Below are 23040 nucleotides of genomic sequence, written 5' to 3'. Positions count from 1 at the left end.
TCAGATGAAAAACATCTGATCTAATCGTTTGTCTTAAGTCAAGTGTCGCAATAGCGTGAACGAGAGATTTCCGGGAACTTCCTCAAGCGGGGAGAACTACAGATGACGATACGCACGCGTCTGACAGAATTTTTCGGAATCGAGCATCCCATCATCCTTGCCCCGATGACACCGGCCGCCGGTGGCGCGCTTGCGTCCGCCGTCGCCGACGCCGGCGGTCTGGGCCTGTTGGGTGGGGGATATGCTGATCGTCAATGGTACGAAACAGAGTCGTCGCTTATCACCAATGAACGCGTTGGCTGCGGGTTCATCTCCTGGGCAGTCGAAGCCGACCTTGACCTGTTTGACCGCGCACTTGCGGAGCGTCCATCCGCGATGATGCTTTCGTTTTCGGATCCGGCGAAGCTCGCGGCACGGGTCAGGCAGGCGGATGTTCCGCTGATTTGCATGATCCACACACTCGAACATGCCCGGCGCGCAATCGACATTGGCGCCGACGTTCTTATAGTTCAGGGGACCGAGGCCGGTGGCCATGGCTTGGTCGCGCGGTCAACCATGCCCTTCGTTCCAGCAGTCGTGGATCTGGTGGCAAAGATTTCGCCTTCTGTCATTGTCGTGGCGGCAGGCGGCATTGCAGACGGTAGGGGCCTGGCCGCTTCGCTGATGCTCGGAGCCGACGGGATCCTGATGGGAACCAGGTTCTGGGCTACGCGAGAGTCGCTCATTCATCCGGCAGCCAAGGACAAGGTAGTCGCTGCCTCTGGCGACGAGACAATCCGGACTTCCGTCTACGATATTGTCCGTCAGAAGGCTTGGCCGGCTGGCTATACCGGCCGACTGCTCAAAAACGGCTTCGTCGACAAGTGGCACGGGCGGGAAGAAGAGCTGCGCACGCTGCGTTCCGAAGAATTGTCGAAAGTCGAGGCGGCATGGGCCTCTGGCGACTATGACACGGCCAACGTGACTGTCGGTGAGGCGGTGGGCCTCATCAGCGATCTGCCATCGGCGAAGGACATCGTCCGCCGAACGGTGCGCGAGGCAAGCGAAAGACTTGGCGTCTACGCATTCGATCACGCATCGCGAGCTGAGCAACCACGGCCCTAAAGAAGAGGGCCGACTGCTTTCAAAAACATAAAAGGGGAATTGCAGCATGCAACAGCTACAGGAAAGGGGCGACTCCGCCCAAAAACCAGGTGTCTGGACCGTCGTCCTTGCATCAAGCGCCGGCACTGTCATCGAATGGTACGACTTCTATCTTTACGGAAGTCTGGCGATTTTCTTCTCAACGCTCTTCTACCCTGCCAATGAACCGACGGCAGCTGTCCTGATCAGCGTCGCTACCTTTGCCACAGGCTTCCTCGTGCGCCCATTGGGAGCCCTGCTGTTCGGCAGCATCGGCGACCGCGTCGGACGTAAGAGCACGTTCTTGATGACGCTCATTCTGATGGGCATTGCGACCGCGCTCGTCGGCGCCTTGCCAACCTTTGAGACAGCGGGATTTTTCGCTCCAATCGCTCTTGTGGTCCTTCGGCTGATCCAGGGATTGGCGATCGGCGGCGAATACGGCGGCGCCGCCGTTTACGTTGCAGAACACGTACCGGCGAACCGGCGCGGGTTCTTCACGAGCTTTATCCAGACAACGGCAACCGTCGGCTTTTTTCTCGCGATTGTCGTCGTGCTTACGTGCCGGCTGTCGCTCGGCGAAGAACTCTTCAAGCAATGGGGTTGGAGAATTCCGTTCTTGCTATCATCCGTTTTGATCGTGCTGTCCCTTTATCTGCGCCTCAAGCTGAGCGAATCCCCGGTCTTCGAGGAGCTTCGCAAAGGCGGGAAGACCGCAAAGAGCCCAATCCGCGAGAGTTTCGCCACCGGTCATGGCGTGCGTTATGCAGCCTTTGCACTGTTCGGGGCGACCGCCGGCTTGGGGTGCGTCTGGTATACAGGCCAGTTCTACGCGCTGTATTTCATGCAAAGCGTGCTGAAGCTTGACTTCCTGACAGCGAACATTTGCCTTGCTGTTGCTTTGATGATCGGAGCGCCCCTCATCGTTTTCTTCGGCGCCTTGTCCGACCGGATCGGCCGCCGCCCGTTGATTGTCACCGGTTTCATTCTGGCAGCCACGTTCTATGTTCCAATCTATCAGGGCATTGCCGCCGCCGTCGCTGCCCAGAACTTCGTTTTGGTAACAGCGCTGATCGTGGCCCAACTCGTTTTCGTCGGATTGGTCTATGGCCCTATGGCAGCTTTCCTCGTCGAGCTCTTCCCGGCGAAATTGCGCTACACCTCGCTCTCGCTGCCCTATCACATCGGCACAGGCGTGTTTGGCGGCCTAGTTCCCCTCATCAGCCTGTCGCTGGTTGCCTACACGGGCAACATCTATGCGGGCCTGGCCTATCCCATTGGGATCGCGATCATGAGCGCAGTTGTAAATGTTCTATGGTTCCCCTGCGCGATGGCTGGGGAGCCCGAGGCTGCCCCAACCGGCCTACCTGCGAGAGCAATCTGAAATCTTCACGGGGACGCCGAGTGCGCGTCCCCGCCCTCCTTTCCATTGCCGAGGACGACCCATGCCGCTGTAAAAATTAACCTTCTGAAGGGCCGATCGCCTGGTTAGAAGGAAAAGATCCTCGACTGCATCCATGAGGCGGTGGTCAGGGCTTTCCATGTGCCGCCCGCCGATCGTTATCAGATCCTGATCGAACACGAGAGAGCGCATATGCGCGCCGAGGATACCGGTCTCGACCTTTTTCGCAGTGACAGGCTGATCATTATCGAGGTGATCTCGCGAGCACGGTCAACTGACGACAAACAGGCCTTCTATCGTTTCGTTGCAAGAGGGCTTTTGGATGTGTGTGCGATCGACCCTGCAGATGTTGTGGTCAGTATCGTAGAAAATGGTGACGCGGATTGGTCCTTCGGCCTTGGTCGAGCTCAATTCATAACCAGCGAGCTTCGCGGAAATTAGGCATCGCGGCGGAAAAAGAAGTCAATAACTAATACCAGTCCGATACGGCCGCGCCAATAGCTTTGACCGGCCGCGCAAATCCGAACAACAGGGAGTGAGCTATGAAACAACTACACCGAACCGTTGCAGCATCACTGGGAATGCTGATGACAACTTTTTTAGTTTCGGCGCAAGCCAAGGAGGCCATCACCAAGTTCCAAGTCGGAGGCCAGACAATCGTAGGCACAATGGTCACTCCGGATGATGTCGCGAATCCTCCCGTCATCCTGATGCTTCACGGTTTCACCGGCAGCCGCAACGAATGGAGTTCGCAGGCAGTGAAGGAAGGCCTGTTCGGGCGTGCCGCGCCGGTGCTCGCAAAGAATGGCATCGCTTCGCTTCGGATCGATTTTCGAGGCAGCGGCGAGAGTGACGGCAAATTCGCTGACATGACCGTCGAAACCGAGATAACGGACGCACAAGCCGCACTCGACTTCCTATCGACGAATGACAGCGTCGACGCCAAACGCATTTCGCTGATGGGAATGAGCCTGGGCGGTGCGGTCACGACAGCAGTTGCCGGCCGGACGAAAACGCCTTTAAAGTCTGTCGTGCTCTGGAACCCCGGCATCAATCTTCCGGCAGCGTTCATCTCCATATTTGGCGAGAAGCAGATGGCGGAAGCTGTGACGGTGGGCGATAAAGTCTATCCGGCCAAGCGCGTCGGAGATGGGAAGGAAATTCCATTGAAAGGCCGCTTTTTCGAGAGCCTCTACGCGGTGCAGCCTGCCGGCGAAATCTCGCGCTACAAGGGGCCGCTGTTCCTCGCGGTCGGCACGCGCGATAGCATCGTCTTTCCCCAACCCATTCTCGCCAAGTCGTTGCTCGCTTATCACGACGGTCCGGAAGAACTGTGGGCTGAACCCGTTGATCATGGTTTCGGCGTTGAACGGAGTGCCAAGACCGTGGACAAGCTGATCTTAGCGACGGTCGCCTTCCTAAAGTCCAACGGCGAATAGCCTGCGCGTCGAACAGCGCTCGCTCGGCCGGCAAAGCCGGCCGGATTGGCGGAGCGAAAGCGGTAACGCTCGCCTGTTCGGTTATCCTTCATGCAGGATGCCTGTCCGCGTGAACCCGGTTCCCGAGTACATCCGCCGTCTTCGGTAACCAGGCGCATGGCACGGCCTCTGGTAGTTTCGCCGGAGAGTTCAGATGTTCAAGGGCCGCCATTTCCACCAGACCGTCAGTCTGCTTTGCGTTCGCTGGTATCTGGCCTACGGCCTGACTACGACCGGCGCTCCTGCCGGATGAGGCTCGTGCCGCGGTCTCTCAGCGCGAGCAAGCGAACGCGTCATGAAGCGCAGATCGAGTCGAGAGCTCACTTGATGAGCGACGATTGGAAGCATTCACGGCCATTCGTGAGAGCTTTGCCAAGCGCGAGACGGTGAAGCATCCCGGTGGTGAGTATGTCGCGATGCCGTCCACGGCTAATCGGTAGAGGGCTTCAACTCCCGCGTCCGCCGTACCATCGCCGGCGTCTTTTTATCAGCCCGCAGCATACCGACCTGTATTTCCACGAGGTTGGCTTCCGATGGTCACAGCGTGTTATCCGGGTGCGCCGTTCGGCAAGGCATGGTCTAGAAGTCTTGAGGACCATCTGGTCGCGCGTGCCCGCCGGCGCTGCAGCTACTGAGCGTTTGGCGCCGCCACGGGGCGTCCGCTGAAGCCTGGGTGGAGGAATCATCATCAAATCAACCATAGCTGCCTCCGGTTGCTAAATGCCTCGTAAATCTTTTGCAGTTCTTGTCCCGGCCCCATCGTGCGAGCATCGTGTGCAAACTAGAGGCATACCACAGTTGGGCACTCGGCTGCTGCGGGGCACCTTCGACGACAGTCACACTTACTGATCTTGATTTGCTTGTTGGACCTCGGTCTGAAGAGCAGCAGTGCTGACCTCAAGCGTCTTACAATGAGTTTGGCCACATGGCACGCGCAAGCGGAGCACCATGGCCAGCCATTGTGCTCCAATCCGTGTGTTTGCTCTCAAACCCGCCTGGAAAAACCTGAGTTCGGCGTTGTTTGTCAGCCATCTCCTTTTCAGATGGAAAACATCTGATCTAATCGTTTGTCTCGCTTCAAGTGTCGCAATAGGGTCGCAGAAAAATTTCCGGGAACATTGAAGGAAAGCCAAGCCATGCGCCAAGCAGCGCCCCGCTTTGTACTCGACCAAATGGCGACGCCCGGACTCGACGTCAGGGCACTTTTCGCTGTTGCCCGTGACCAGGGCCTGACCGATGTCCAGATCCGCAGCCAACCGTACAGCAATGCTATTGCACGCGGTATGCCGGCGGCGGACGTCCGGGCTGCCGCCGCCGAAGTAGGCGTTGGGATCATTTCCATCAATGCCTTGCAGCGCTTCAACGAGTGGACACCCGCCCGCAAGACCGAGGCGAACAAGCTCGCCGATTATGCGGCGGCCTGCGGAGCCAAGACGCTCATGCTAATGCCGGTCAACGACGGCTCCTGGCCCGCCAATGGCGAGCGCAGGGGCGATCTCCGCTTTGCCTTGAAGGCTCTCAAGCCGATCCTCCAGTCGCGCGGCTTGATCGGTCTCATCGAGCCGCTGGGCTTCCAGACCTGCTCGCTTCGATCGAAGAACGAAGCGGCTAAGGCCATCGCCGCCATTGATGGCCAGTCCGTCTTCCGGCTCGTGCACGACACATTTCATCACACGCTCGCCGGAGAGCCATTCTTCTCTTGCGAACTGACCGGTCTCGTGCACATTTCAAGCGTGAACGATCCGATCCACTGGATCTACCCGGATCGCGTCCTAGTCGGTTCAGACAATGGCAGCCAGATCCAGGCGCTGCTTGATGGCGGCTATGGGGGACCCTTTTCATTCGCTCCTTTTCTGGGCGCAGCCGACCCGCAGGACGACCTCGCAGGCGCGCTTGCCGCGAGCATCGATCTCGTCCGACACGGGCTATTGACGCGAGTGGCGGCGTGAGACGCGGTATCAATCAGGGCATGCGACCTTTTTTAGCGTCCCGCGGAGAAGTCATTAGAGAAGCCTCCCCAGACGCTTGCCACATCACTGTTGTGAAGGGCGGGCCATTGCAGCGCCTCGGTAAATGCGGGAAGCGCAGCGGAAGTTAGATGATCTTAGTGGGAAGACTTGAAAAGCTCAACCAGCCGGGAGGGCATGGTCGCTATAAGCGCTGTGCCTGAGACCATCGGCGGGATCATGCTCGCCGGCAAGATGTGCGCGGAATTACCGAAATGCCGGCGAGTGTAAAGCAGATGGTCAGCGAAGTTGCTTCAAAGACCAACGACATCGGCGGCTATTTGATTGGGCGGTTATTCATTTCCCGTCGGACCTCGTCCCATGTCCGCGGGGCCGCCGAGCGAGCGCTGCCGCGACTGCGTTTCCACCGTTTGTTCGATCAGTCCCACGGAGATTGCTTCCAAACTTCATGGACGGCATCCACGAGCGCTGCGGCTAGATTTTGGATATCGGTCTCGCTCATCGAGGTCGACAGCGCGCCAGAGCAATTCGGCGTCATCAGAAAACCCTGTTCCAGCATTGCACGGTGCACCTTTGCCAGCGCAGCCTTCTGCAAGACGCTTGGGAACGAGGTCCGGTAGTTTCGGACAACTTCAGCCTTCAGGTGGAGCCGAAAGAGGGAGCTCATGCCGGTAACTTGCGCGGGGAGTTCGCGCCTTCTGAGTTGCTCGGTGACATCACTGCGAAGCGTGTCGCCCATCTGGTTAAGGCGGACCACGGCATCCTTCGTGTATGATTGCAGTGCCGCCAGCCCAGCTGTCATGCTGAGCGGGTTGGCGGTGAACGTGCCGCCGTGGGAGACGGCTGGTTTACCATTGGTGTGATCGAAGACTGCCATGTGCGACGCAGGCCCCGCTACTGCCCCAACGGGCAAACCTCCGCCGATGATCTTGCCCAAAGCAACCAGATCAGGCTCAACGCCGAAGACGTCATGGGCTCCGCGGAAACCGACGCGATATGAAACGACCTCGTCGACCACAAGCAGGATACCGTAGCGGTGACAGCAATCCTGGATCACATCCCGCAAATCCACCTCTATCGGAACCATGCCCACGCGGGAAGCAACTGGATCGAAAAGGATCGCGGCGAGACGCTCATGGTGTTTACGGATGAGCTCTCTGCACGACTTGGGCTCGTTGTAAGGAAGGACAAGGACATCCGCGGCGGTGGAGGGGGGAGTTCCACTGGCGTAGAGCACACTGTTAGGCGACGAATTGCCCCAGTTGTTTGGTGCAGAATCAAGGCTCACTTCCACATAGTCATAGGCGCCGTGATATGCGCCCTCGAACTTGGCAATCATAGGGCGCCCTGTAACAGCGCGAGCGGCCTTGACAGCGAAGATGACGGCCTCGGTGCCGGAACTCGTAAAGCGGACCTGCTCAAGCTTCGGCGAACGCGTCGTGAGTGCTTCCGCAAGCCTGGTCTCGCTTGTGGTCGGAAGCCCGAATGCGGTCCCGTCGTCCAGGACCTTGTGCAGCGCCTCAATCACCGGCGGAAAGGCATGGCCGTGAACGAGCGAGAAGAAATTGTTTTCGCAGTCGAAGATCTTCCTGCCGTCCGCGTCGGTGATCCAGCAGCCCGCTCCTGACACAGCATAGGGCGGGTGTGGAGCGAAGAAAGGCGCAGCACGCATGCTTCCGCCTGGCGTGATCCTTAGCGAACGCTGAAACTCGTCGCGCGATCTCGGCCCAACAACCTCTCCCCGGTTGTGGCCCAGCCTTGAAATGCGCTTCATGTCCGAACTCCTTGACTTTGTCGAGATGGCGAGGCGCTGCGAAACCTTGATGCCATTGTTGTTCGGCGACTTGGAGGAAGCGTGAGATGCTCAATGGATTAACTAAGCCTTTGTCATCGCAGCTTGCCCGATCGTGGTGATTGGGCCGCGGGGGTGGACGGCGAGGCTTCATATGGATGGCTACACCATCAACACGGATCGGGATGCTTCCCAAGTCAGCTCCAACAAGAAGAAGGCCAACGAGACGGCTTTCAATGAGTCTATGTCGTTAGCATGGGCGGCGGTTTGGAGTTGCTAAGAGTCTATCAATTTCTTTGAAGGATCTGTTACACTGCCTGCCGCCGACGGCTCAACCGCGAACTGTTCGCAGACCATCCTGCCTTGTTGCGCCCATTCTGCTCATCAGTCCGACCGAAAACGAGGCGGCCCTATGTGCTCGATGGGCCATTCGATCACGGTCCTCGATATCCAGGGAGACTTTACTGATACGGGCGGTTCGAGTGATCACGACTTCGGGCTGTTCGCTGATCTGCAATCGGTTCGCACCGCGACTGCCCAAAAAAGATCGGAAGTTCCACATGTTTCTCCATCTGGCGGCGTCGATCACAACGCGGTCCGTGGTGCCGTATACGATCCTGAGGAACCTGTCCGCGTCCAGCTCGCAAGGGCGCTACGGGAACTCGATAAGGTCGAGCGCTCGCTCTTCACACGAATGATACTCAAGTCCGATGTTGCGTCGGCGCTCCCAAGCTGAGCTCAGCAAGGCGAAGCTGCGCATAAACTGAAGCGCACCGTCTTGTTCCACGACCGCGGTGAAATCCGCGACCGATCATTCGAAAGCCAGGCCTTGCGCGCCTCCGGGCCTCGTTAGTGCGATCGTGAATTGGAACGCGGTCTATATCGAACGGGCCGTCACCCACTTGCGAGAAATGCATCGCGAGACTCTGGATCAGCTGCCCAATCACGTCTCGCCGCTGAGCTCGGAACACATCAATCTGACCGGAATCTACACCTGGGATACAGAACATGAGATACCTGAAGGCTTCCGATCGCTCGACCCCGGCTCGGTTACGCCACGCCGCATAACGTTCATGCTCCGTTCGATCTTGGCGTGTCGCTGGGACCCGTCATGGGAGAAAAACTGCATCTGCGATCGATCCTGCGCGTTCAGTTGGGTGCAGTGCCGATTGCCGGGTGACGCAACAAATCGCCGTCCGCGATGCCGCTCCTGGCTGCCGTGCCCGCGTTGAGCTCGAGCACGAAGCGAGCCGGCTCGCTGGGCGAGATCATCGCCTTGGATTGCGGCTTGCCTTGCTTGATCGCCCGGATCCTGCCGTCCTGGCCGACAAAGATCAGGTCGAGCGGCATCGGCGTGTTCTTCATCCAGAAGCTGACATCCCGAGGCTCCTCGAACACGAACAGCATGCCATGGTCGTCGGCCATCTCATCGCGAAACATCAGGCCGGCGTCGCGCTCGGCCCAGGTGTCGGCGATTTCGACGGAAAACGAGCGTTCGCCGCCTTTCGTCACCGCGACCAGCGGCTGCGGGTCGACGGCAAGGATCATCGCCCGGCTGTCGGCCGAAGCCGGTTGCTGCGAATGGAAGAAAGCGCCTGTGGCGACGACAAAGGCGATCGCCGCGCAAAGTATGCCCATTGTCAGCCAGTTTGTGTGAGTCATTCGAAATCCTCGGCCGGAAATCGTCCTTCTTCTGACGACTACTTTATGCATGCGATTCCCAGTTTTATTACATTCGGCGCGTACCACCAAACCTACGAAAGAACCCTGATTGTTGCCGCCTAATCTTATCCTCGACTTGAGCGTTCTCTGCTTCTCGTGGAAGACGCTAAATCCGCTCGTGGGTTGTTGCCGGCCAGCAAAGACTGCGGGTCGGCAGTGAGGGTGTCGCGGGGCGGCGGCAGTTCACCTTCACTCATTGGTGCCGCCGGCGCCTGGATGGTTTCCACGACGCCGCCCCCGCGATCATAGCGGTTGTCATGATCGTCGCGCATGCGCTGTGCTGTCGGAGGCAAGTCGATGGCGGAGCCGGAAGCACCGGAGACATCTGATATCTCGGCAGCGGGCGTCAGGGCGGCTTCTCTCTCCCTGCTGCACAGGAAAGCGTAGAGCTCGTTCACGCAAGTGCCGGCGTTCTTCTTGTCTTTTTTAAAGGGCGGGACCACCCTGATATCGGCCTGTTGGTAGTCTGGCCGGCGCTCTTCTAACATGTTTTCGAGCTGCTGCTGTTTGTCGGGGCCTTGCAGCAGCGGCCGGCTGGTGTCGCCCCTGAGACGCCTGCCGATCTCTTGCAGGTCGGTATTGAGCCAGATCGACACCGCCTTCTCGCGGACCAGGTCTCGATTGTGCTGCTTGACAAAGCCGCCGCCGCCGGTTGCGATGACCATGGGCCCTTTCTTCAGCTGCTCGGCGAGCTCTCTAGCCTCCAGCTCCCTGAAGCACAGCTCGCCACTGCGCTTGAATATATCCGCAATATTGCCGTGCATTTTGACGATGAGCTTGTCGATGTCGACAAACTCCACCCCCAGCTCCTTGGCAAGCTGGGGGCCGATGCTCGACTTGCCGCTCGCCGGCATGCCGACGAGCACCACCGGCCGCGTGCCGAGGGCCGCGACGATCTCGCCGGCTTGCGGCGAGCGAGCGACCGCAATCTGTTGTCTTGCGACGGTGAGCGACCTGGAGGTACCTGCCGCCCTCGACCTGCTTTCTGCTGACGAGCCCCAGTGTAATATCTCCCAGGCACCACGGGGAATGGGGACCATCTCGCATTCGCTCTGCGCGCGCTGCGCGAGCTCGGCCCGGTAACTGGCCGGCGTATGGAACTCGACCTCGAAGCGATAGTTCTGCGCGGTTCTGAACGCCGTGTGAACGCCGCGTAACCGCGGCGTGTCCATCCTGATGAACCAGTTGGTGGTCTCGACCTCGCTGCAGTCCCGCTCCTCGAAGGCCAGTGCCGCCTTCCTGAAGGCGCGCGTAAATGTCTCGTCGGGGATCTCGAAGATATGGCGCACGGCATTGGCGACCAGTTGGGCCTCCGGCGCCGCGCTCACGCTCTGGCCGGTCAACTCGTCGGCTATCCAGACATGCCCGCGCGACCGTTGGTCAAGATGCGGCACCTTCACCTCGATGCCGTCCTGCCGCAAAAGCTCGGCAACCGCATGCACAGTTTCGGTAATCGCGCTTTCTTGCGCTTCGGTGGGGGCGGCTTCGAGCCTAGCGCGCTCCAGGGCCTGTTCGCTGCTCAGCGTTATCCTGCTGGCGGGGTCGTCGTCGGCCGAGATTGCTATGGCGCTGGGCAGAATGCGGGTTTCGACGGCGAGTCTGATCGAGGTCTCCATGACCGAGGCCGCCAGCGTGGGGTTGTCCTTCAGATCCGCCAGGCTGTCATCGACCTCGAACCGGCCCTGGTGGAGCTTTGCCGCCTGCGCCTTGACATAGGGCGCCGACTTGAAGCCCGGCCTCCGTTCCAAGAGCCGCTGCAATTCGGTGGTTTTTTGCATGAACACCCGCGCACCGGTATCGGACTTGTAGGCGTCCGTGCCGACCTTGATGCCGACGCTCAACAGATTGATGGCGCTTTCATGCAGATCGTGAGGGTTGTAGCCGTCGGGTCGCGGATCAATGCGCGGCTGGTAGTGGTTGAGCAGGAAGTCGATGCGCTTCCTGGCGTCAGCGGTTGCCGGATAGGATTCTCTGAGTTTCGGGAAGAGCGCGCCGGCGTCGGCGCTGACGGCAGGCTTCGCGCCAATTGAGGCCACGGATCGCGCTAACTGCTGCTTGACGTCCGACTGCTCATGAGCCGGCTCGCTATTGAGCTGCAGGTTCCAATCCTGGAGCTCGGCCACCAGCAACGCGGCCAGTTCGCAGGCCACCGGATGCCTGGCGGCCTTGCTGTCTTCCCCCGCCCTGGCGATCAGCTCATGGAGGGTCTGGCCATCCGGCCGATCTTCCTGCAACAGTGCGCGGATGTCGGCCTTGAGCTCTTGATGAATGCCCTCGTAGGTGCCGAAGATGGCACGCTCGGCAAACCAGCGTTGCGCCTCCAGCGGCTGCGCCAGCAGGTTGCGCTGCAGGCAGCTGTAGGTCTCCAGCACCAGCCCGGTGGTCGACAGGATCTGCTTGGACCGGCTGAACTGGTAGCCGCCTTTCTCAATGGCCGGTGTGTGCGACTTCGGCGGCTTCATCGAGGCGATGCCGCGCGCCTGCAGTTGCGCGTCGAACTGGCGCACATGCTCGTAAAGGCGAGGGTGGTCGCCGATGATGACGACGCTGTCGCCGTCAAAATCGCCGTCGAGCATTTTTTGTTCGGCGCTCGGAACCGCAACCAAAGAGCCGGGCGCGATCACCTCCGTCGCCTGCAGGATGCCGACGCACTCGAGCGCGGTGTCGGCCTTGACCCGGTCCTTTTCCTCCAGCCAGTGCGAATGGCACTTTACGTCCTCGGCAGACATCACCACCCCGCGCTCGGCGAAGTCCGCCGGCCACATTTCGTCGGGCACAACGATCAAGACGCCTTTGGCAAAGAAGGTCGGATCGTCGGCGGCAAGCCTAGCCCCCGACCTGTGCGCGACGTTGAAGCTGTATTGGAAGGCCACGCACCGATCCAGGAACCCCGCGGTCCGATCGCCATCGCGCGCCGACCTGACCCGGTCGGCGGCGAACGGGCGCAGGTTGGGCTTGTCATAGGGGGAGCGTCCGACAAGCACGCCAGCGTCACGGGTCAAGGTCTTGCTCTTGCCCGTCGGCACATGCAGGCATTCGTCGCTGGACGGCACGGCGATAGCGCTCGAACCCTCGATATGCCCGCCCGTGACCGTCCGGAACAGCTCCTCGGCGGTGAGGCTTGGATGGGTTTCGAGCCATGCCAGAGCCTTCTCGCGCGTCTCCTGTGCCACCTCGACGCTGCGCGGATAATGTTGCAGCGCCGAGGGCGGTACCGCCGATTGCCTTTTATCGGCATAGGCAGGCATCCGCTCGGGAGCGTCGTGGCGAGCCCGGGCAATGGACGGCATGCGCTCGGCCAGCGACGCCCTGATGAAGCCGCAGCCGTCATGCGGCCGCAAGGCGATCTCGCCGTCTCGCCCCTCCAACCGGAAGGGATGCACTGCGCCTGCGGGGCGGTCGGGCAGAAGGGACAGCTTGAAGCACCCTTCCAGCGCATAATCATGCGGGCCAATGTCGGGGATGCCTGGCGGCGCAGCAAATCCACGGCGCTGGGTATAGTAATAGGCTTCCTTGAACGGCGCCCAGGCCCGCGAAAGCTGCTCAAAGGCCGTACCCGGAGCCGTCTCGGCATAGGGGATCGCCAAAAGCTTGCCGCTCGGGGCCTCTTCGGCCGTGAAGGGCAGCTGAGAGGCAAGCTGGTTCAGGCTCTTTTGCGGCGGCTTCAGTTTGCTGCCGCCGAACAGGTCGATGCGGTAGGGCACGCCCTCCACGGCGACCGTGCGTATCAGCATGGCGGCAGTCGGAGTTCCCTTTAGCTGCACCGCCACCACCTTCACCGCGCCCGAGGTCAAGCGGTGGAAAGTGGAATAGCGCAACTCGGCTTCGCTGGCCAGCGGCCGGCCTTGCATGTCGACCACCGGCAGCCGCATCAGTCCGGCATCGCCTTGCGGCGGTCTCGGCTCTTGGTCCATGGCCTGAAGGACCCGATGGACATCGAAGCTGGCGGCTGCATGCTGGGCCTGGATCATCGATGCGTTCTGCGCCATGAAGGTGTCGAGCGCTTCGAGCGGCTCCTTCGCCTCGATCTCGGCGATCACGTTCCAGCTTCTGTAGGAACGGCCGGCGTCGATGAGGGTGCGGGCGCTCTTCAGTATCTGCCTGGTCTTGCCATGCAGCTCTTTCCGCCTGCGCTTCAAGGCTAGCGTGTCGCCCTCGACATAGGGCAGCCGGTAGAGGTTCTCCAGCACCGCCCGGGTCTTGAGCACCTCATGGATCGAAAGCGCCGGGCAGCGGCTCGCATTGGCGCCGCTGGTGCGCTCGGCCTCGCCTGCTTTGAGATGGGCATCGATCTTGTGTTCCACCACCGGCTGGATGGCGTTGAGCAGGTTCAGCGCCGACCTGCGGTGCCAGCGCAACGCCGGCTTCGGGCTGCGAGCTAGTGGCAGCAGGGAGGCGCAAAGATTGCCCATCGTCTCGAGGTTGTTGTCGAGCTTAAACCCGGGAGCGGCACGTAACACCTCGAGCCTATCCAGCCCCGGCTGTGTCAGCACACCGAGATCGTCCAACAACTGCGCCTTGCCCAACGCCTTGAATATACCCGCGATCGCATGGACATCGGCCTGCTGCAGCCGATCCTCGGCATGCTGGAGGTAGCGCGCCAGCTGCTGCAGGCGGTCCTTCAGCAAGGCCGGTTCGGCGACCTCGCCGGCGATCTCTCCCTCCTCGATACACCGCGACAGACCGTTGGCGATCCTGACTAGCGCAGGCGTGCTGAAAGTCCTGAAGCGACGGCCCTTGGAACCGAGCTCGCCGGCGATGGCAACGATCGCCTTGCGTGCTTTTTCTTCTTCCGGCCACTTGCCGAAACCGTTCACCAGATTGGCCAATTCTTGATCCGAGAATCCGTCGCGGGCAACCACCGCGCCGGCTATGGCAACCGTCGCTTCACGCGTCTTCTGCTGGTCCGGCCATCTGCTGAAGCCGTTCACCAAACCGGCCAACTCTGAATCCGAAAATCCGTCGAGATTGCCGTCGCGGGCAACCACCGCGCCGGCGATGGCAAGCGTCGCTTCACGCGTCTCCTGCTGGTCCGGCCATCGGCTGAAGCCGTTCACCAAATCGGCCAACTCTGAATCCGAAAATCGGTCGAGATTGCCGTCGCGGGCAACCACCGCGCCGGCGATGGCAAGCGTCTCTTCGCGCGTCTTCTGCTGGTCCGACATTGCGTCGGAGATGCGGTGCGGGCCTCCTTCGCTATCCGGACGCCCTGCTTGTCCGGCCAACTCTCCGGTGCTGCCCATATTCCCTCTCCGATCCAGCAAAACGCATCGCCTAAGCCTGTCAACAACAGATCATTGGGTTGAGTGCGGTCACGCGACCCTGCAACGGCATGCTTGAAAGCCGCAGCATTCACGCAACGGCAACTCCCTCGACAACGCCGCAATGAAAAGCTTCTTCGCCGCTTGATCGCACCGACATCAGGCTGAAGCTCAAAGGGGTGAACCCTGTACAAAACGCCCATAAATCACTATGAACCCTCCGCTTTGCGGGCAGAATCTACGGTTTTCATTGCGGTACAGACTGAGCGATATCGATCAGGCAGCGTTCGAAATCCAGTTCAAAAGAGCTGCCTTCGGTTTGGCGCCGACCGAGTAATCGGCCACTTCGCCGCCCTTGAAGATCGCGAGCGCCGGAATGGAGCGCACGCCCAACTGGGCGGCGAGCTCCGGGTATTCATCGATGTTAAGCTTGGCGACCTTGATCTTGCCTTCCATCTCGACGGAGATTTCCTCGAGACTCGGAGCAATCATCTTGCAGGGATCGCACCATTCGGCCCAGAAATCGACGACGACGGGTGCTGCGGATTCCAGAACTTCCGACTGGAAGTTATTGATATCGACTTTCACGGTAGCCATGGCTGCTCCTTTGACCGAAGAAGATGTTGAATCAAGTGTGCGGTTTCCGGCTTAGCCGAACGCTGTTTCCACTTTGACTGAGCCCGAGTGAGGTGATGTAAGTTTTGCGAGCGGCAAATGGACCTTCGTTCAATATCGAATGCGTCGATTGGAGCGTGTCCTTTAATGAAGATCCAAAATTCTGAAGCGTCAACGTCGAAACGGGTTACATTCGTAATGTGGATAGATCGGACATGCTGGACTGGCTCGCAAGCATGGGATCTCCGAAGCGACGACCTACAATTGGAAGGCCAAATTTCGGCGCATGGCCGTTTCCGAGGCGAAGCGGCTGAGGCCTTGGGAAGAGGAGAACGCGAAGCTGAAGAAGCTTCTGGCCGAGCAGATGCTTCTACGTGGCCGCCCTTCGCGAGCTGCCTTCAAAAAATGGTATGACCCGCCCCGTCCGTGCAAGGGTCGTTTCGATCAGGACGATGCAGTGTTCTGCTCCGATACCATTCTTTGGACCGCCGGAAGGTAGAATTTCCCGGCTTTCTTACCGACGCTGCCACGCGCCAGCGGCCCGCTGACAAAAATGCTGTTGGTCGTGCGCCCGGATGTGCCGACCGCATGGCCTTGGCCGTCGGTTCGCACGTCCCGGTGGTCTGGGCGGCTTCGCGCCTTGGCCGCAGTGTGACACGAATGCGCCCGTCAACCCGCTCGGGGCCGGTATCCGATGCGACGCGGCAAGCGAGCGTTCCCGCGCAACGCGGCAATCGAGAACGGCGATTCTGCGGCGCAATGCGGAAGCGATGCACATCCCAAAGCGCGCGCAAATGGCGCATCACGCAAGCGTTGCTCAGCGAGCGGCAAGGCGTGCCAGACAGTCTGCCCTGTCGCCGGACGGCATCGAGCACCGGGTGCCAGTCTGCGCCAAGAGACTTGGCATCTCGAATCGTTGCCGGGATGCACTTGAAGGTGCCGTCGCGCTGCGTGAAGGAGGGCTCGTGAAATCACCAAATGGAGAGATGTCGCGGCCTGGCCGCGCGCACGATACGCGCAACGGACCGGGGACCAGAGGATCCGTGAGGGGAACGCCACGCCGGCCTGGCTTGCCAATGATTCAATGCCAACCGTCGGCATAGAGCGTTCGGTAAGCTTGGCGCCATTGTCCTTGGCGAAGCCGTCGGCGAGCACCTCGATGTCGTCGAGGACCGGCCGCGATAGCCCGTTTTATCGGATTCGAACGCAGGGCAAAAAAGCCCGCGGCCCGAGGCCCGCGCCCGTCATCCCGTTCTACCAAGCGAAACGTCGTCGAGGTCCTCTTCGATCACCCCAGCCGCGTAAAGCTGATCGAGCAGGTCAGCGACTGCAAGGACGCTCGCTCCATCCGTGGCCCTCATAATCAGCTCCGAGGCTGTACAGCTCCCAATCGCGATTAGATGGCCAATGGGAATCGGAACCTCCCCGTCGAGCACTCGATGCTCAATGTTGCGTGAGCGGAGATGGAAGCAGTGGTCCCCCACCTCGTACTGCAGGTCTCCGCGGAAGCGAATTGGCCGGTTGGGAGGCGGGCTTTCGAGCATATTCTCGTCGATGATGCTATCCAGACCTTCCCTGAATTCGTCGGGCGTGCTGAAGAAACGTTGAGCCACGATTCGGTACCCGAGAGGCCAGCGTTCGCTCCCCGGTACCGGCGTCACCAGTTGTAAACGTCCCTGCCGCATATTCACCAGAAAGCCAGAAACACAGGCGATAGTGGTGGGACAGCCCTCCGGCACGGCGATTGCGGCATCTTTGCCGGACGCCCTGAGTTTCTCCTTCCGCGCGCGTGCGCGCCCGGTGAAAGCCTTTGCGATCGGCCCGTCCTTGCCCTGCAGGATGAGTTCGACCCCCATCAGGTCCTCGGGCGAAAACGCCGCGTGTATCTGATTAAGATGGTCCGTGCTTAGCACCGAGAACCGATTGGTCACGCGACCGTAGCGTTCAAACAGTTCGAGCACGCGCTTGGTGAGTGCCTGATCCTTGAGCGGTGCCGCCGTCGTCGTTTGTGGCAATTCGCCCGTGATTTGATGGTAGTCGAACAGAAAACGGTCGTACTCCGGGTTGTCGATCGGGTCTGTGGCCCAGTAACAGAAGCCCGTGCGGACTGCGGAACCAAACATTTCGCTCGCCACACGGAGCACGCCGCGCCAAACCTCTGCATGCTGCTCAGTGTATTCATAGTAACCTTTGAAGGTACTTGCCGAGAGGCCACAGAACCAGCAACCGACGGTGCAGCCTTCGCTCAGCTCGAAAGCGATGACGGAGTGCGAGATCGACGGCGCCAATTCGCCCATTTCGTCGTTACAGCGCCGGATTTGGCGTTCGCGCCAGACATGAAAGCGAGGATTGTTAGTGGACATTTCGCCTTGGCCGCGCATGAGGTCGCGATAGCGTAACATCTCCCGCGTATACTCATCCCACATCATAGCCAGCGGCCAGGGGGCAGACTCCGGCTTGAAGCGATACTTCAGGTAGTCACCGCACCAGAGCGGCAGGATCTCCATTGGGTCAACTTCGATGCCGTAGCACGCGGTCACTATCCGAGGGTTGTCGAGGTTCTCGGAAAGCGCCTTACGGAATTTCCCGTCACCGGCCAGCCGCTCCATGAAGCGCTTGATATGTGACAAACTTCGCCGTTCCTTCGGCGTGCGCCGATTAAAAATCTGCCGCCAGCGTTCGCTCCGATGGTAGAGATGAGCCGTTGCAGCGGCCCCTTGTCCGACTGATGACATTATCTTCTCGCTGACAAGCTCTGCGATCATGTTCTCTTCATACCGGCTCCATCGAGCCAATGCGATCAGAGCTAGCTCGCGACCGCTACAACTATCACAATGACGATAACGACCGCGACGACTGCAGTTTTTCCTCCGACTTCAACAGGGCTCATGGATGTACACGGAGCGCAATTAGCCGCATTGGTGTGTACAAGGCTGGTCAAGGTCGAAACACTCGAACCACCCTTGCGGCCCGCAGTCGCGCGAAACTTCTTGCTGTTTGGTTTTTCTCGCCTGTTCGATCGGATAAAGCCTTTAATCTCGTCAAGTGTGATGTTGTAGTCGAGGTCCTTTGCAACTTCCACAATCGACGCAAGCCCTCCAGCACGCCGTTTGAGGTTTTCAAGCGGACTGCCTTTTTTTCCCAACTCGTTGATGAATCGCTCTACGTCAGTTCGCGCCATAGCTAATTCCTGCCTCTCCTAAGTGTCCGAGCTATCCAGCCATCTCGCTCTCCACAAGCGATCGGCTGATGTACCTGCAAGCTTCATACGCTGATGTACCAGCAAGCTTCATACCAATCTCCAATCTCTGATTTTGCGCGCTATCTGACCGCACGATGTCAACTTACCGACCTTTTTCTGGATCTTTCGGATCGTGGCCGAGTAGCTGAGCCATTCGGCTTTTCGCCTTAAAACATCCGGGCGGGTGGATTCCCACACCATTGTGGCCGGCTGTATTGGTGCGGGAAAGCCGCGCATGCCGAGCTGGCGCGCTGTCGCTGCCGCATGACATGACACGAAGCGTGGTCTCGCTGCCAACGCCATTGGTAACGGCAGCGCAGTTCTGGAGGAGGTGGCAAAGGGCGCGAAGCGAGGTGTTCTCACCTTAGATAACAATCGCTTCGTAGGCGTCGGCTCTCCGGCGCCGATCCTTATGCAGTCCTCCCGCGTCGGCTGCCCGATCTCGAAACGCATGCCGATACGGCTTTCGATCTGGTCCACAGCGTGGGTATCACGCCTCGTGCCCGCTAACCGATGAGTGTTGCCGGCGAGCAGTAAAGCGAAGCCGCACCTCTCCTGAAGATGGAGCAGCTCCCGCAAAACAGTGGGTGTGAAGTTCTAATATTCGTCCACCAGCAAGGGACGCGTCGGGCCGTATCGGGCGCAAAAAAAATTCATGCAATCCTTCGCAAGATCATATGTGTGCTTGCTGTCCCTTGGGACGCCATAGGCCTCATGCAGCATCAGGAACATCGGCCTAATAGCCTCGGTATGCTGCGCAACCTCGCAATGGCAGCGCCGCTTTGGGCGACTATCCAGTTGAGCGCTACGGTCTTTCCGAGTCCGGCTTTGCCGACCGCAAGCACCGGATATCGCATCTTGACCGCCGTTTCGAAAGCAGCCCGCACGGTGAGCGCAGCCCGGGTTTTAACGAACATCGTCATCCGACGATCCTCTTCACCAAGTCCATCTGAGCGGCTATGCGCTCGTCCTGTTCGCGTCGGCGCTCTTCGGAGATCAAAGGCTTCTTCGGCATCACGATCCGCGCCGGCCGCTGAGACAGGTTCCCCCTCGCGGTCCCATTCGTAGTCCGACTCCTGTCATTCTGCATTGCATACTGCATTGACGTCGGCTCGTCGGAGGTGCGGTCGTAATACAGCTCGAATACCGTTGCGAGGTGGTCAGAAAGTTCTTTAAGGCTGAAGCTGGGATCTTCGTCCCGGCAATAGAAACATTGCGAGGGGGATGTCACGTTGTCTGCATATACACGCGTCGAGACCTGCAGCCGCTGATGTCAGCTGACCATGGCCACGGCTTTCCATTCCCCCATGGCCTGCAGGCGGTGAATATGTGTAGCGAGAGCGGAGCGTTTTGAGCGGGGCGGACGAAGAGATTGCGCAGAGCCGAGAAGATCGAAACCAAGCGTTGCAGTGCTCCTGGTGATCGGAAGCCTTGCATAATCCGCTCCCCGTTTTCGCAGCGGCACATGCGAATTCTCGGCACGGTTGTTCAATCCCTTATGCGACCAATGCTCGACGTCCGGCATCACCTGTCGCCTGGCTGCTTCATAGGAGCGCAGCTTGTCGGTGATCACGCGCTTCGGCGCGACGCCTTGCTTCTTCAGCAGCCGCGTCAGCAAGCGCTTGGCCGCTTTAGTGTTGCGGCGGTTCCAGTCCAACGCCGAAGTTTTCCCGGCCAGTATTTGATTGCAAATCTCCTTGAGTGTGGACGTTGCAAATATTTAAGAAGCCTTTTCTAAAGAAGGCTAACTTACCGGTTCTCAATATCGATATGCGGAATTCATCGAATCAATAGGGTTACCGCTCAAGAGCTGGCCGCCACTGCTGCGGATAACAGCACATGCGGCATTCAAGCCCGTTTGTACCGCGCCCTCGACCCACCCGCCGGTAAAGGAGCATCCACATCCTGCGAGATACAAGCCCGTGTCTTCTTCCGGTCTTTTTGCGGTAGAGAATTGGAAAAATAACCGTTCTGAATAGATGTCTTCACCAGGATAATTGAGCTTGAAGGCACCTACTGAATATGGATCCATCAGCCAATCGTGCTGCAGGACATGACGTTCATAGTCACCGTTAGCCGGGACTAGATGGCGGGCGAAATCAGGGGAAATGGTGGCCAGATCATCGACCAGACGCTGGCACCGTTCCTTTTTGTCCAGAATGGAAAGCATTTTGTTGGCATCATCTTCCCATGTATAACTTAACAGCACCACGCCCTTACCATCCGGATCATCTGGCTGATAGTCCAGGCAGTAAACCCCTCTGGCAAGGCCATCTGACAAGATGGATGTCGGCGAGCCCTTTTTTAACCAGAACTTGTTTTCCGTCAGCATAAACAGCTTGGAAGAGCCGGTAAGGTGAGTTTCTCTGACCGCTCGCAAAACTTCGTTAGTAAGAAAGGTTCCATCCGCCGTGAGACGATGGGCCAGTTCCATAGCTCGATTGCTGGTAGTGACGATGACGCGGTCAAAAGGCACGACCTGCCCTCCTGCGCATGTCACGAGAATCTGACCGCCCTGTTTGTAAATACGGTTTACATGACCGTAGCGGACACACTGCCGCAAACTCACACCGTTAAGCTCCTGTTCAGCCAACCGTTTCACCAACAGGGAGATCCCACCCATAATCAGGCGCTGATCGTCCTCGTACCCGTTAATTACTAGACGCAGTATCTCAGTAAACGCGGCTTGGTACACAGGTAAAAAGCCTCCAGACCCAATCCCCAGCGATCCGAAAAGCTCAAAATCTTCCGGCCTTTTCCAAGGTACGCGCCCTGGTGGCTGCGGTCCGGTAAAGATGGTGACGAGGGCCGAATAGAAGGAGATGTCGCGAAACGAATCTAGCCAGGCCTGCCATGCGTCACGAGCTTGGTCAAAGCGATGCGACCGAAGCAAAGTTGTGATCTTTGCCGGTGCGGGCAGTTGAATCCCTTCGTGCACGTAACCGTCGCTTATCAAAGCCTGCCATCCTTGATGAACGCGTCTGAACAGTGGCGGCGGAGACTCGCCGGCCTGCCATAAATGACGCGCACCTCGATAGTGCACCTCGGTATCCACGATGCCCGGATCGGGGAAGGAAGCTGCGGTATCTATCCCCAATTTGTCCAGATAATGGAACAGGCAGGTTGCGCTGGAAGGAAAGCGCATAGCGCCCATCTCGGCAATGAGATGCGGTTCGCGCGGGTCGAAGATTTGTGACCAAGCCCGCCCACCCATACGATCCCGCGCCTCAAATAGCACGATGTCCGTTATTCCGGCGCGCAAAAGTTCAGTCGCCGCAACCAAGCCACTGATGCCGGCGCCCACAATGCCAACCCGCGGGCGCCGGCTGTTTTTAGCAAAGCTCCCAATACCACCTTCAGACTCGCTCAATCGCAAGAACGGTCCATAATCATACAGAAGATCGATACTCGGCAACGAATTTCTTGCGATGGTATTGTTCAGCATACCGCTCTCCGGTGATAGCTATATTTCTTGAGATCTAGTGTAGCCGCCCTCAGAATGCCTCCCCTGTTAAATTGGAACGCTGGCCACAGCACAACAATTGCTGCTCACAGGAGGCGCAATTAACGGTGCGTATTAGAAGAGACCTTTCCAGCTTTAGTACTTAGTAATAAAATCACTTCAAACGCATATCACTAATCGACGATTGACGCATATTTATTTGGATGAGAATGGATTGGCCGAAATACATCGCATTCCTCTCATATGGGGAAGTCTCGCTCCTGCCACCGAGCATGCTCCAAATACTCTTGCGCAATATCTTCTATTAGTGCTTGCTAACTATCAATATTATCTATTTCTTTCTATCACTAAATTCCCACTCATTGAATTATTATTACGTTTCATATGTAATATAATACGCTTCCTTACTGATCAGAACCCATTTGTCCTTTCTCTTCGGCCGATGGACATGATGCGCCAAGGCTGGTTTTCGAGCTTGCGCCAAGCATCGCAGCAATGGGCGACGATATCGTCATAGGATTTGAAGATGCGGTTCGACAGCCAGTTTTCGCGCAATACGAGCCAGAGGTTTTCGACCGGGTTGAGCTCCGGTGATTTCGGCGGCAGTGGCAGGATGGCGCGCATCTCTCCGCGACAGAACAACCTGTCGATACGTCGACGCCGCCGGTAAGGCCTTCTTTGACATGCTTGGTGTCTTTGCCGAGTTCGAGACCAATCTGCGGCGCGAGCGCCAAGCGGAGGGAATCGCTGCCGCCAAGAAGCGCGGCACATACAAGGGCCGCCCGCCGAAAATCGACCGCGACGCGATCCAGCAAAGGCTTAAACAGGGTCAGGGCCCAACACAGATCGCCCGCGATCTCGGCGTCTCACGCGGTACTGTCTATCAGGTGAGGAAGGGCAAATGATGAAGGGCAGGCTCATAACCCGTCTGACGCCACATGCGAAGAGATCCAGACCCGCATGCTCGAAGTCTGCCA

The 23040-nt window shown here is 58.8% G+C and carries 14 protein-coding genes and 8 pseudogenes; 11 read left to right on the top strand and 11 right to left on the bottom strand.

Translation table 11 applies throughout. From position 1 onward, the window contains the following. Positions 1-102 precede the first annotated feature (102 nt). From AC0L2D_RS08325 to AC0L2D_RS08295, 7 genes and pseudogenes are all read left to right on the top strand, one after another. On the top strand, positions 103-1104 hold the full coding sequence (locus AC0L2D_RS08325; RefSeq protein ID WP_473540774.1) for an NAD(P)H-dependent flavin oxidoreductase: 1002 nt from the start codon (positions 103-105) through the stop codon (positions 1102-1104). Positions 1105-1150: 46 nt separating this feature from the next. Further along, entirely contained in the window at positions 1151-2506 is a 1356-nt protein-coding gene (locus tag AC0L2D_RS08320) for an MFS transporter (RefSeq protein ID WP_473540773.1), read from the top strand. Between the two features lie 159 nt (positions 2507-2665). After that, entirely contained in the window at positions 2666-2965 is a 300-nt protein-coding gene (locus AC0L2D_RS08315; protein WP_473540772.1) for a tautomerase family protein, read from the top strand. Positions 2966-3066: 101 nt separating this feature from the next. Beyond that, entirely contained in the window at positions 3067-3963 is an 897-nt protein-coding gene (locus tag AC0L2D_RS08310) for an alpha/beta hydrolase family protein (protein WP_473540771.1), read from the top strand. A gap of 193 nt (positions 3964-4156) precedes the next feature. After that, positions 4157-4231: pseudogene (locus AC0L2D_RS08305) on the top strand (IS6 family transposase); the annotation flags it as partial. A 36-nt stretch (positions 4232-4267) separates the two neighbouring features. Beyond that, positions 4268-4722 (top strand): annotated as a pseudogene (locus AC0L2D_RS08300) (transposase); the annotation flags it as partial. Positions 4723-5138: 416 nt separating this feature from the next. Then, a complete protein-coding gene (locus AC0L2D_RS08295; protein ID WP_473540770.1) occupies positions 5139-5951 on the top strand; it encodes a TIM barrel protein in 813 nt (270 codons plus the stop codon). A gap of 13 nt (positions 5952-5964) precedes the next feature. Here AC0L2D_RS08295 and AC0L2D_RS08290 read toward each other — a convergent pair. Together AC0L2D_RS08290 and AC0L2D_RS08285 are read right to left on the bottom strand one after the other, a co-directional pair. Beyond that, positions 5965-6193, bottom strand: a pseudogene (locus AC0L2D_RS08290) (LysR family transcriptional regulator); the annotation flags it as partial. A 194-nt stretch (positions 6194-6387) separates the two neighbouring features. Then, entirely contained in the window at positions 6388-7743 is a 1356-nt protein-coding gene (locus tag AC0L2D_RS08285) for an aspartate aminotransferase family protein (RefSeq protein WP_473540769.1), read from the bottom strand. 392 nt (positions 7744-8135) lie between these two features. Between AC0L2D_RS08285 and AC0L2D_RS08280 the strand changes: the two are divergent. After that, positions 8136-8829, top strand: a pseudogene (locus AC0L2D_RS08280) (Tn3 family transposase); the annotation flags it as partial. 81 nt (positions 8830-8910) lie between these two features. Here the strand turns inward: AC0L2D_RS08280 and AC0L2D_RS08275 are convergent. From AC0L2D_RS08275 to trxA, 3 genes are all read right to left on the bottom strand, one after another. Continuing rightward, positions 8911-9423, bottom strand: a complete 513-nt coding sequence (locus AC0L2D_RS08275; protein ID WP_473540768.1) for a DUF192 domain-containing protein — start codon at positions 9421-9423, stop codon at positions 8911-8913. Positions 9424-9548: 125 nt separating this feature from the next. Then, positions 9549-14726: a shikimate kinase gene (locus AC0L2D_RS08270; protein ID WP_473540767.1), complete on the bottom strand. Its 5178-nt coding sequence runs from the start codon at positions 14724-14726 to the stop codon at positions 9549-9551. A 294-nt stretch (positions 14727-15020) separates the two neighbouring features. Then, positions 15021-15341, bottom strand: a complete 321-nt coding sequence (gene trxA, locus AC0L2D_RS08265) for a thioredoxin (protein ID WP_473540766.1) — start codon at positions 15339-15341, stop codon at positions 15021-15023. 235 nt (positions 15342-15576) lie between these two features. On the opposite strand from trxA, the pseudogene AC0L2D_RS08260 reads away from it, so the two are divergent. Then, a pseudogene (locus tag AC0L2D_RS08260) lies at positions 15577-15793 on the top strand (transposase); the annotation flags it as partial. 810 nt (positions 15794-16603) lie between these two features. On the opposite strand, the gene AC0L2D_RS08255 reads toward AC0L2D_RS08260, so the two are convergent. Continuing rightward, positions 16604-18124, bottom strand: a complete 1521-nt coding sequence (locus AC0L2D_RS08255) for a radical SAM family RiPP maturation amino acid epimerase (protein WP_473540765.1) — start codon at positions 18122-18124, stop codon at positions 16604-16606. Between the two features lie 41 nt (positions 18125-18165). Next, positions 18166-18540 (bottom strand): hypothetical protein, encoded by a 375-nt coding sequence (locus AC0L2D_RS08250; RefSeq protein WP_027161678.1) that lies wholly within the window; start codon positions 18538-18540, stop codon positions 18166-18168. Between the two features lie 842 nt (positions 18541-19382). Here AC0L2D_RS08250 and AC0L2D_RS08245 point away from each other — a divergent pair. Then, positions 19383-19553, top strand: a complete 171-nt coding sequence (locus AC0L2D_RS08245) for a hypothetical protein (RefSeq protein ID WP_473540764.1) — start codon at positions 19383-19385, stop codon at positions 19551-19553. 320 nt (positions 19554-19873) lie between these two features. Here AC0L2D_RS08245 and AC0L2D_RS08240 read toward each other — a convergent pair. The 4 genes and pseudogenes from AC0L2D_RS08240 to AC0L2D_RS08225 all read right to left on the bottom strand — a co-directional run. Further along, positions 19874-20245, bottom strand: a pseudogene (locus AC0L2D_RS08240) (DDE-type integrase/transposase/recombinase); the annotation flags it as partial. Between the two features lie 114 nt (positions 20246-20359). Beyond that, positions 20360-22045: an NAD(P)/FAD-dependent oxidoreductase gene (locus tag AC0L2D_RS08235; protein ID WP_473540763.1), complete on the bottom strand. Its 1686-nt coding sequence runs from the start codon at positions 22043-22045 to the stop codon at positions 20360-20362. Between the two features lie 257 nt (positions 22046-22302). After that, the gene (locus tag AC0L2D_RS08230) at positions 22303-22368 is read right to left on the bottom strand and encodes an isopentenyl transferase family protein (protein WP_473540789.1); all 66 of its coding nucleotides are present in this window, start codon (positions 22366-22368) and stop codon (positions 22303-22305) included. 106 nt (positions 22369-22474) lie between these two features. Continuing rightward, positions 22475-22678 (bottom strand): annotated as a pseudogene (locus AC0L2D_RS08225) (transposase); the annotation flags it as partial. Between AC0L2D_RS08225 and AC0L2D_RS08220 the strand changes: the two are divergent. Then, positions 22679-22968, top strand: a pseudogene (locus tag AC0L2D_RS08220) (recombinase family protein); the annotation flags it as partial. Between the last annotated feature and the right edge of the window lie 72 nt (positions 22969-23040).

This window comes from Mesorhizobium sp. WSM4833 (assembly GCF_055811095.1).
Note: the sequence above shows the minus strand (reverse complement) of the source record. Positions and strands in the feature narration are given on the sequence as shown.

Excerpts from the sequence above, each read along its gene's own strand:
- AC0L2D_RS08250 (WP_027161678.1), bottom strand. The coding sequence starts at position 18,540 with ATGGCGCGAACTGACGTAGAGCGATTCATCAACGAGTTGGGAAAAAAA.
- AC0L2D_RS08295 (WP_473540770.1), top strand. The coding sequence starts at position 5,139 with ATGCGCCAAGCAGCGCCCCGCTTTGTACTCGACCAAATGGCGACGCCC.
- AC0L2D_RS08270 (WP_473540767.1), bottom strand. The coding sequence starts at position 14,726 with ATGGGCAGCACCGGAGAGTTGGCCGGACAAGCAGGGCGTCCGGATAGC.
- AC0L2D_RS08285 (WP_473540769.1), bottom strand. The coding sequence starts at position 7,743 with ATGAAGCGCATTTCAAGGCTGGGCCACAACCGGGGAGAGGTTGTTGGG.
- AC0L2D_RS08325 (WP_473540774.1), top strand. The coding sequence starts at position 103 with ATGACGATACGCACGCGTCTGACAGAATTTTTCGGAATCGAGCATCCC.
- AC0L2D_RS08320 (WP_473540773.1), top strand. The coding sequence starts at position 1,151 with ATGCAACAGCTACAGGAAAGGGGCGACTCCGCCCAAAAACCAGGTGTC.
- AC0L2D_RS08255 (WP_473540765.1), bottom strand. The coding sequence starts at position 18,124 with ATGATCGCAGAGCTTGTCAGCGAGAAGATAATGTCATCAGTCGGACAA.
- AC0L2D_RS08310 (WP_473540771.1), top strand. The coding sequence starts at position 3,067 with ATGAAACAACTACACCGAACCGTTGCAGCATCACTGGGAATGCTGATG.
- trxA (WP_473540766.1), bottom strand. The coding sequence starts at position 15,341 with ATGGCTACCGTGAAAGTCGATATCAATAACTTCCAGTCGGAAGTTCTG.
- AC0L2D_RS08275 (WP_473540768.1), bottom strand. The coding sequence starts at position 9,423 with ATGACTCACACAAACTGGCTGACAATGGGCATACTTTGCGCGGCGATC.
- AC0L2D_RS08235 (WP_473540763.1), bottom strand. The coding sequence starts at position 22,045 with ATGCTGAACAATACCATCGCAAGAAATTCGTTGCCGAGTATCGATCTT.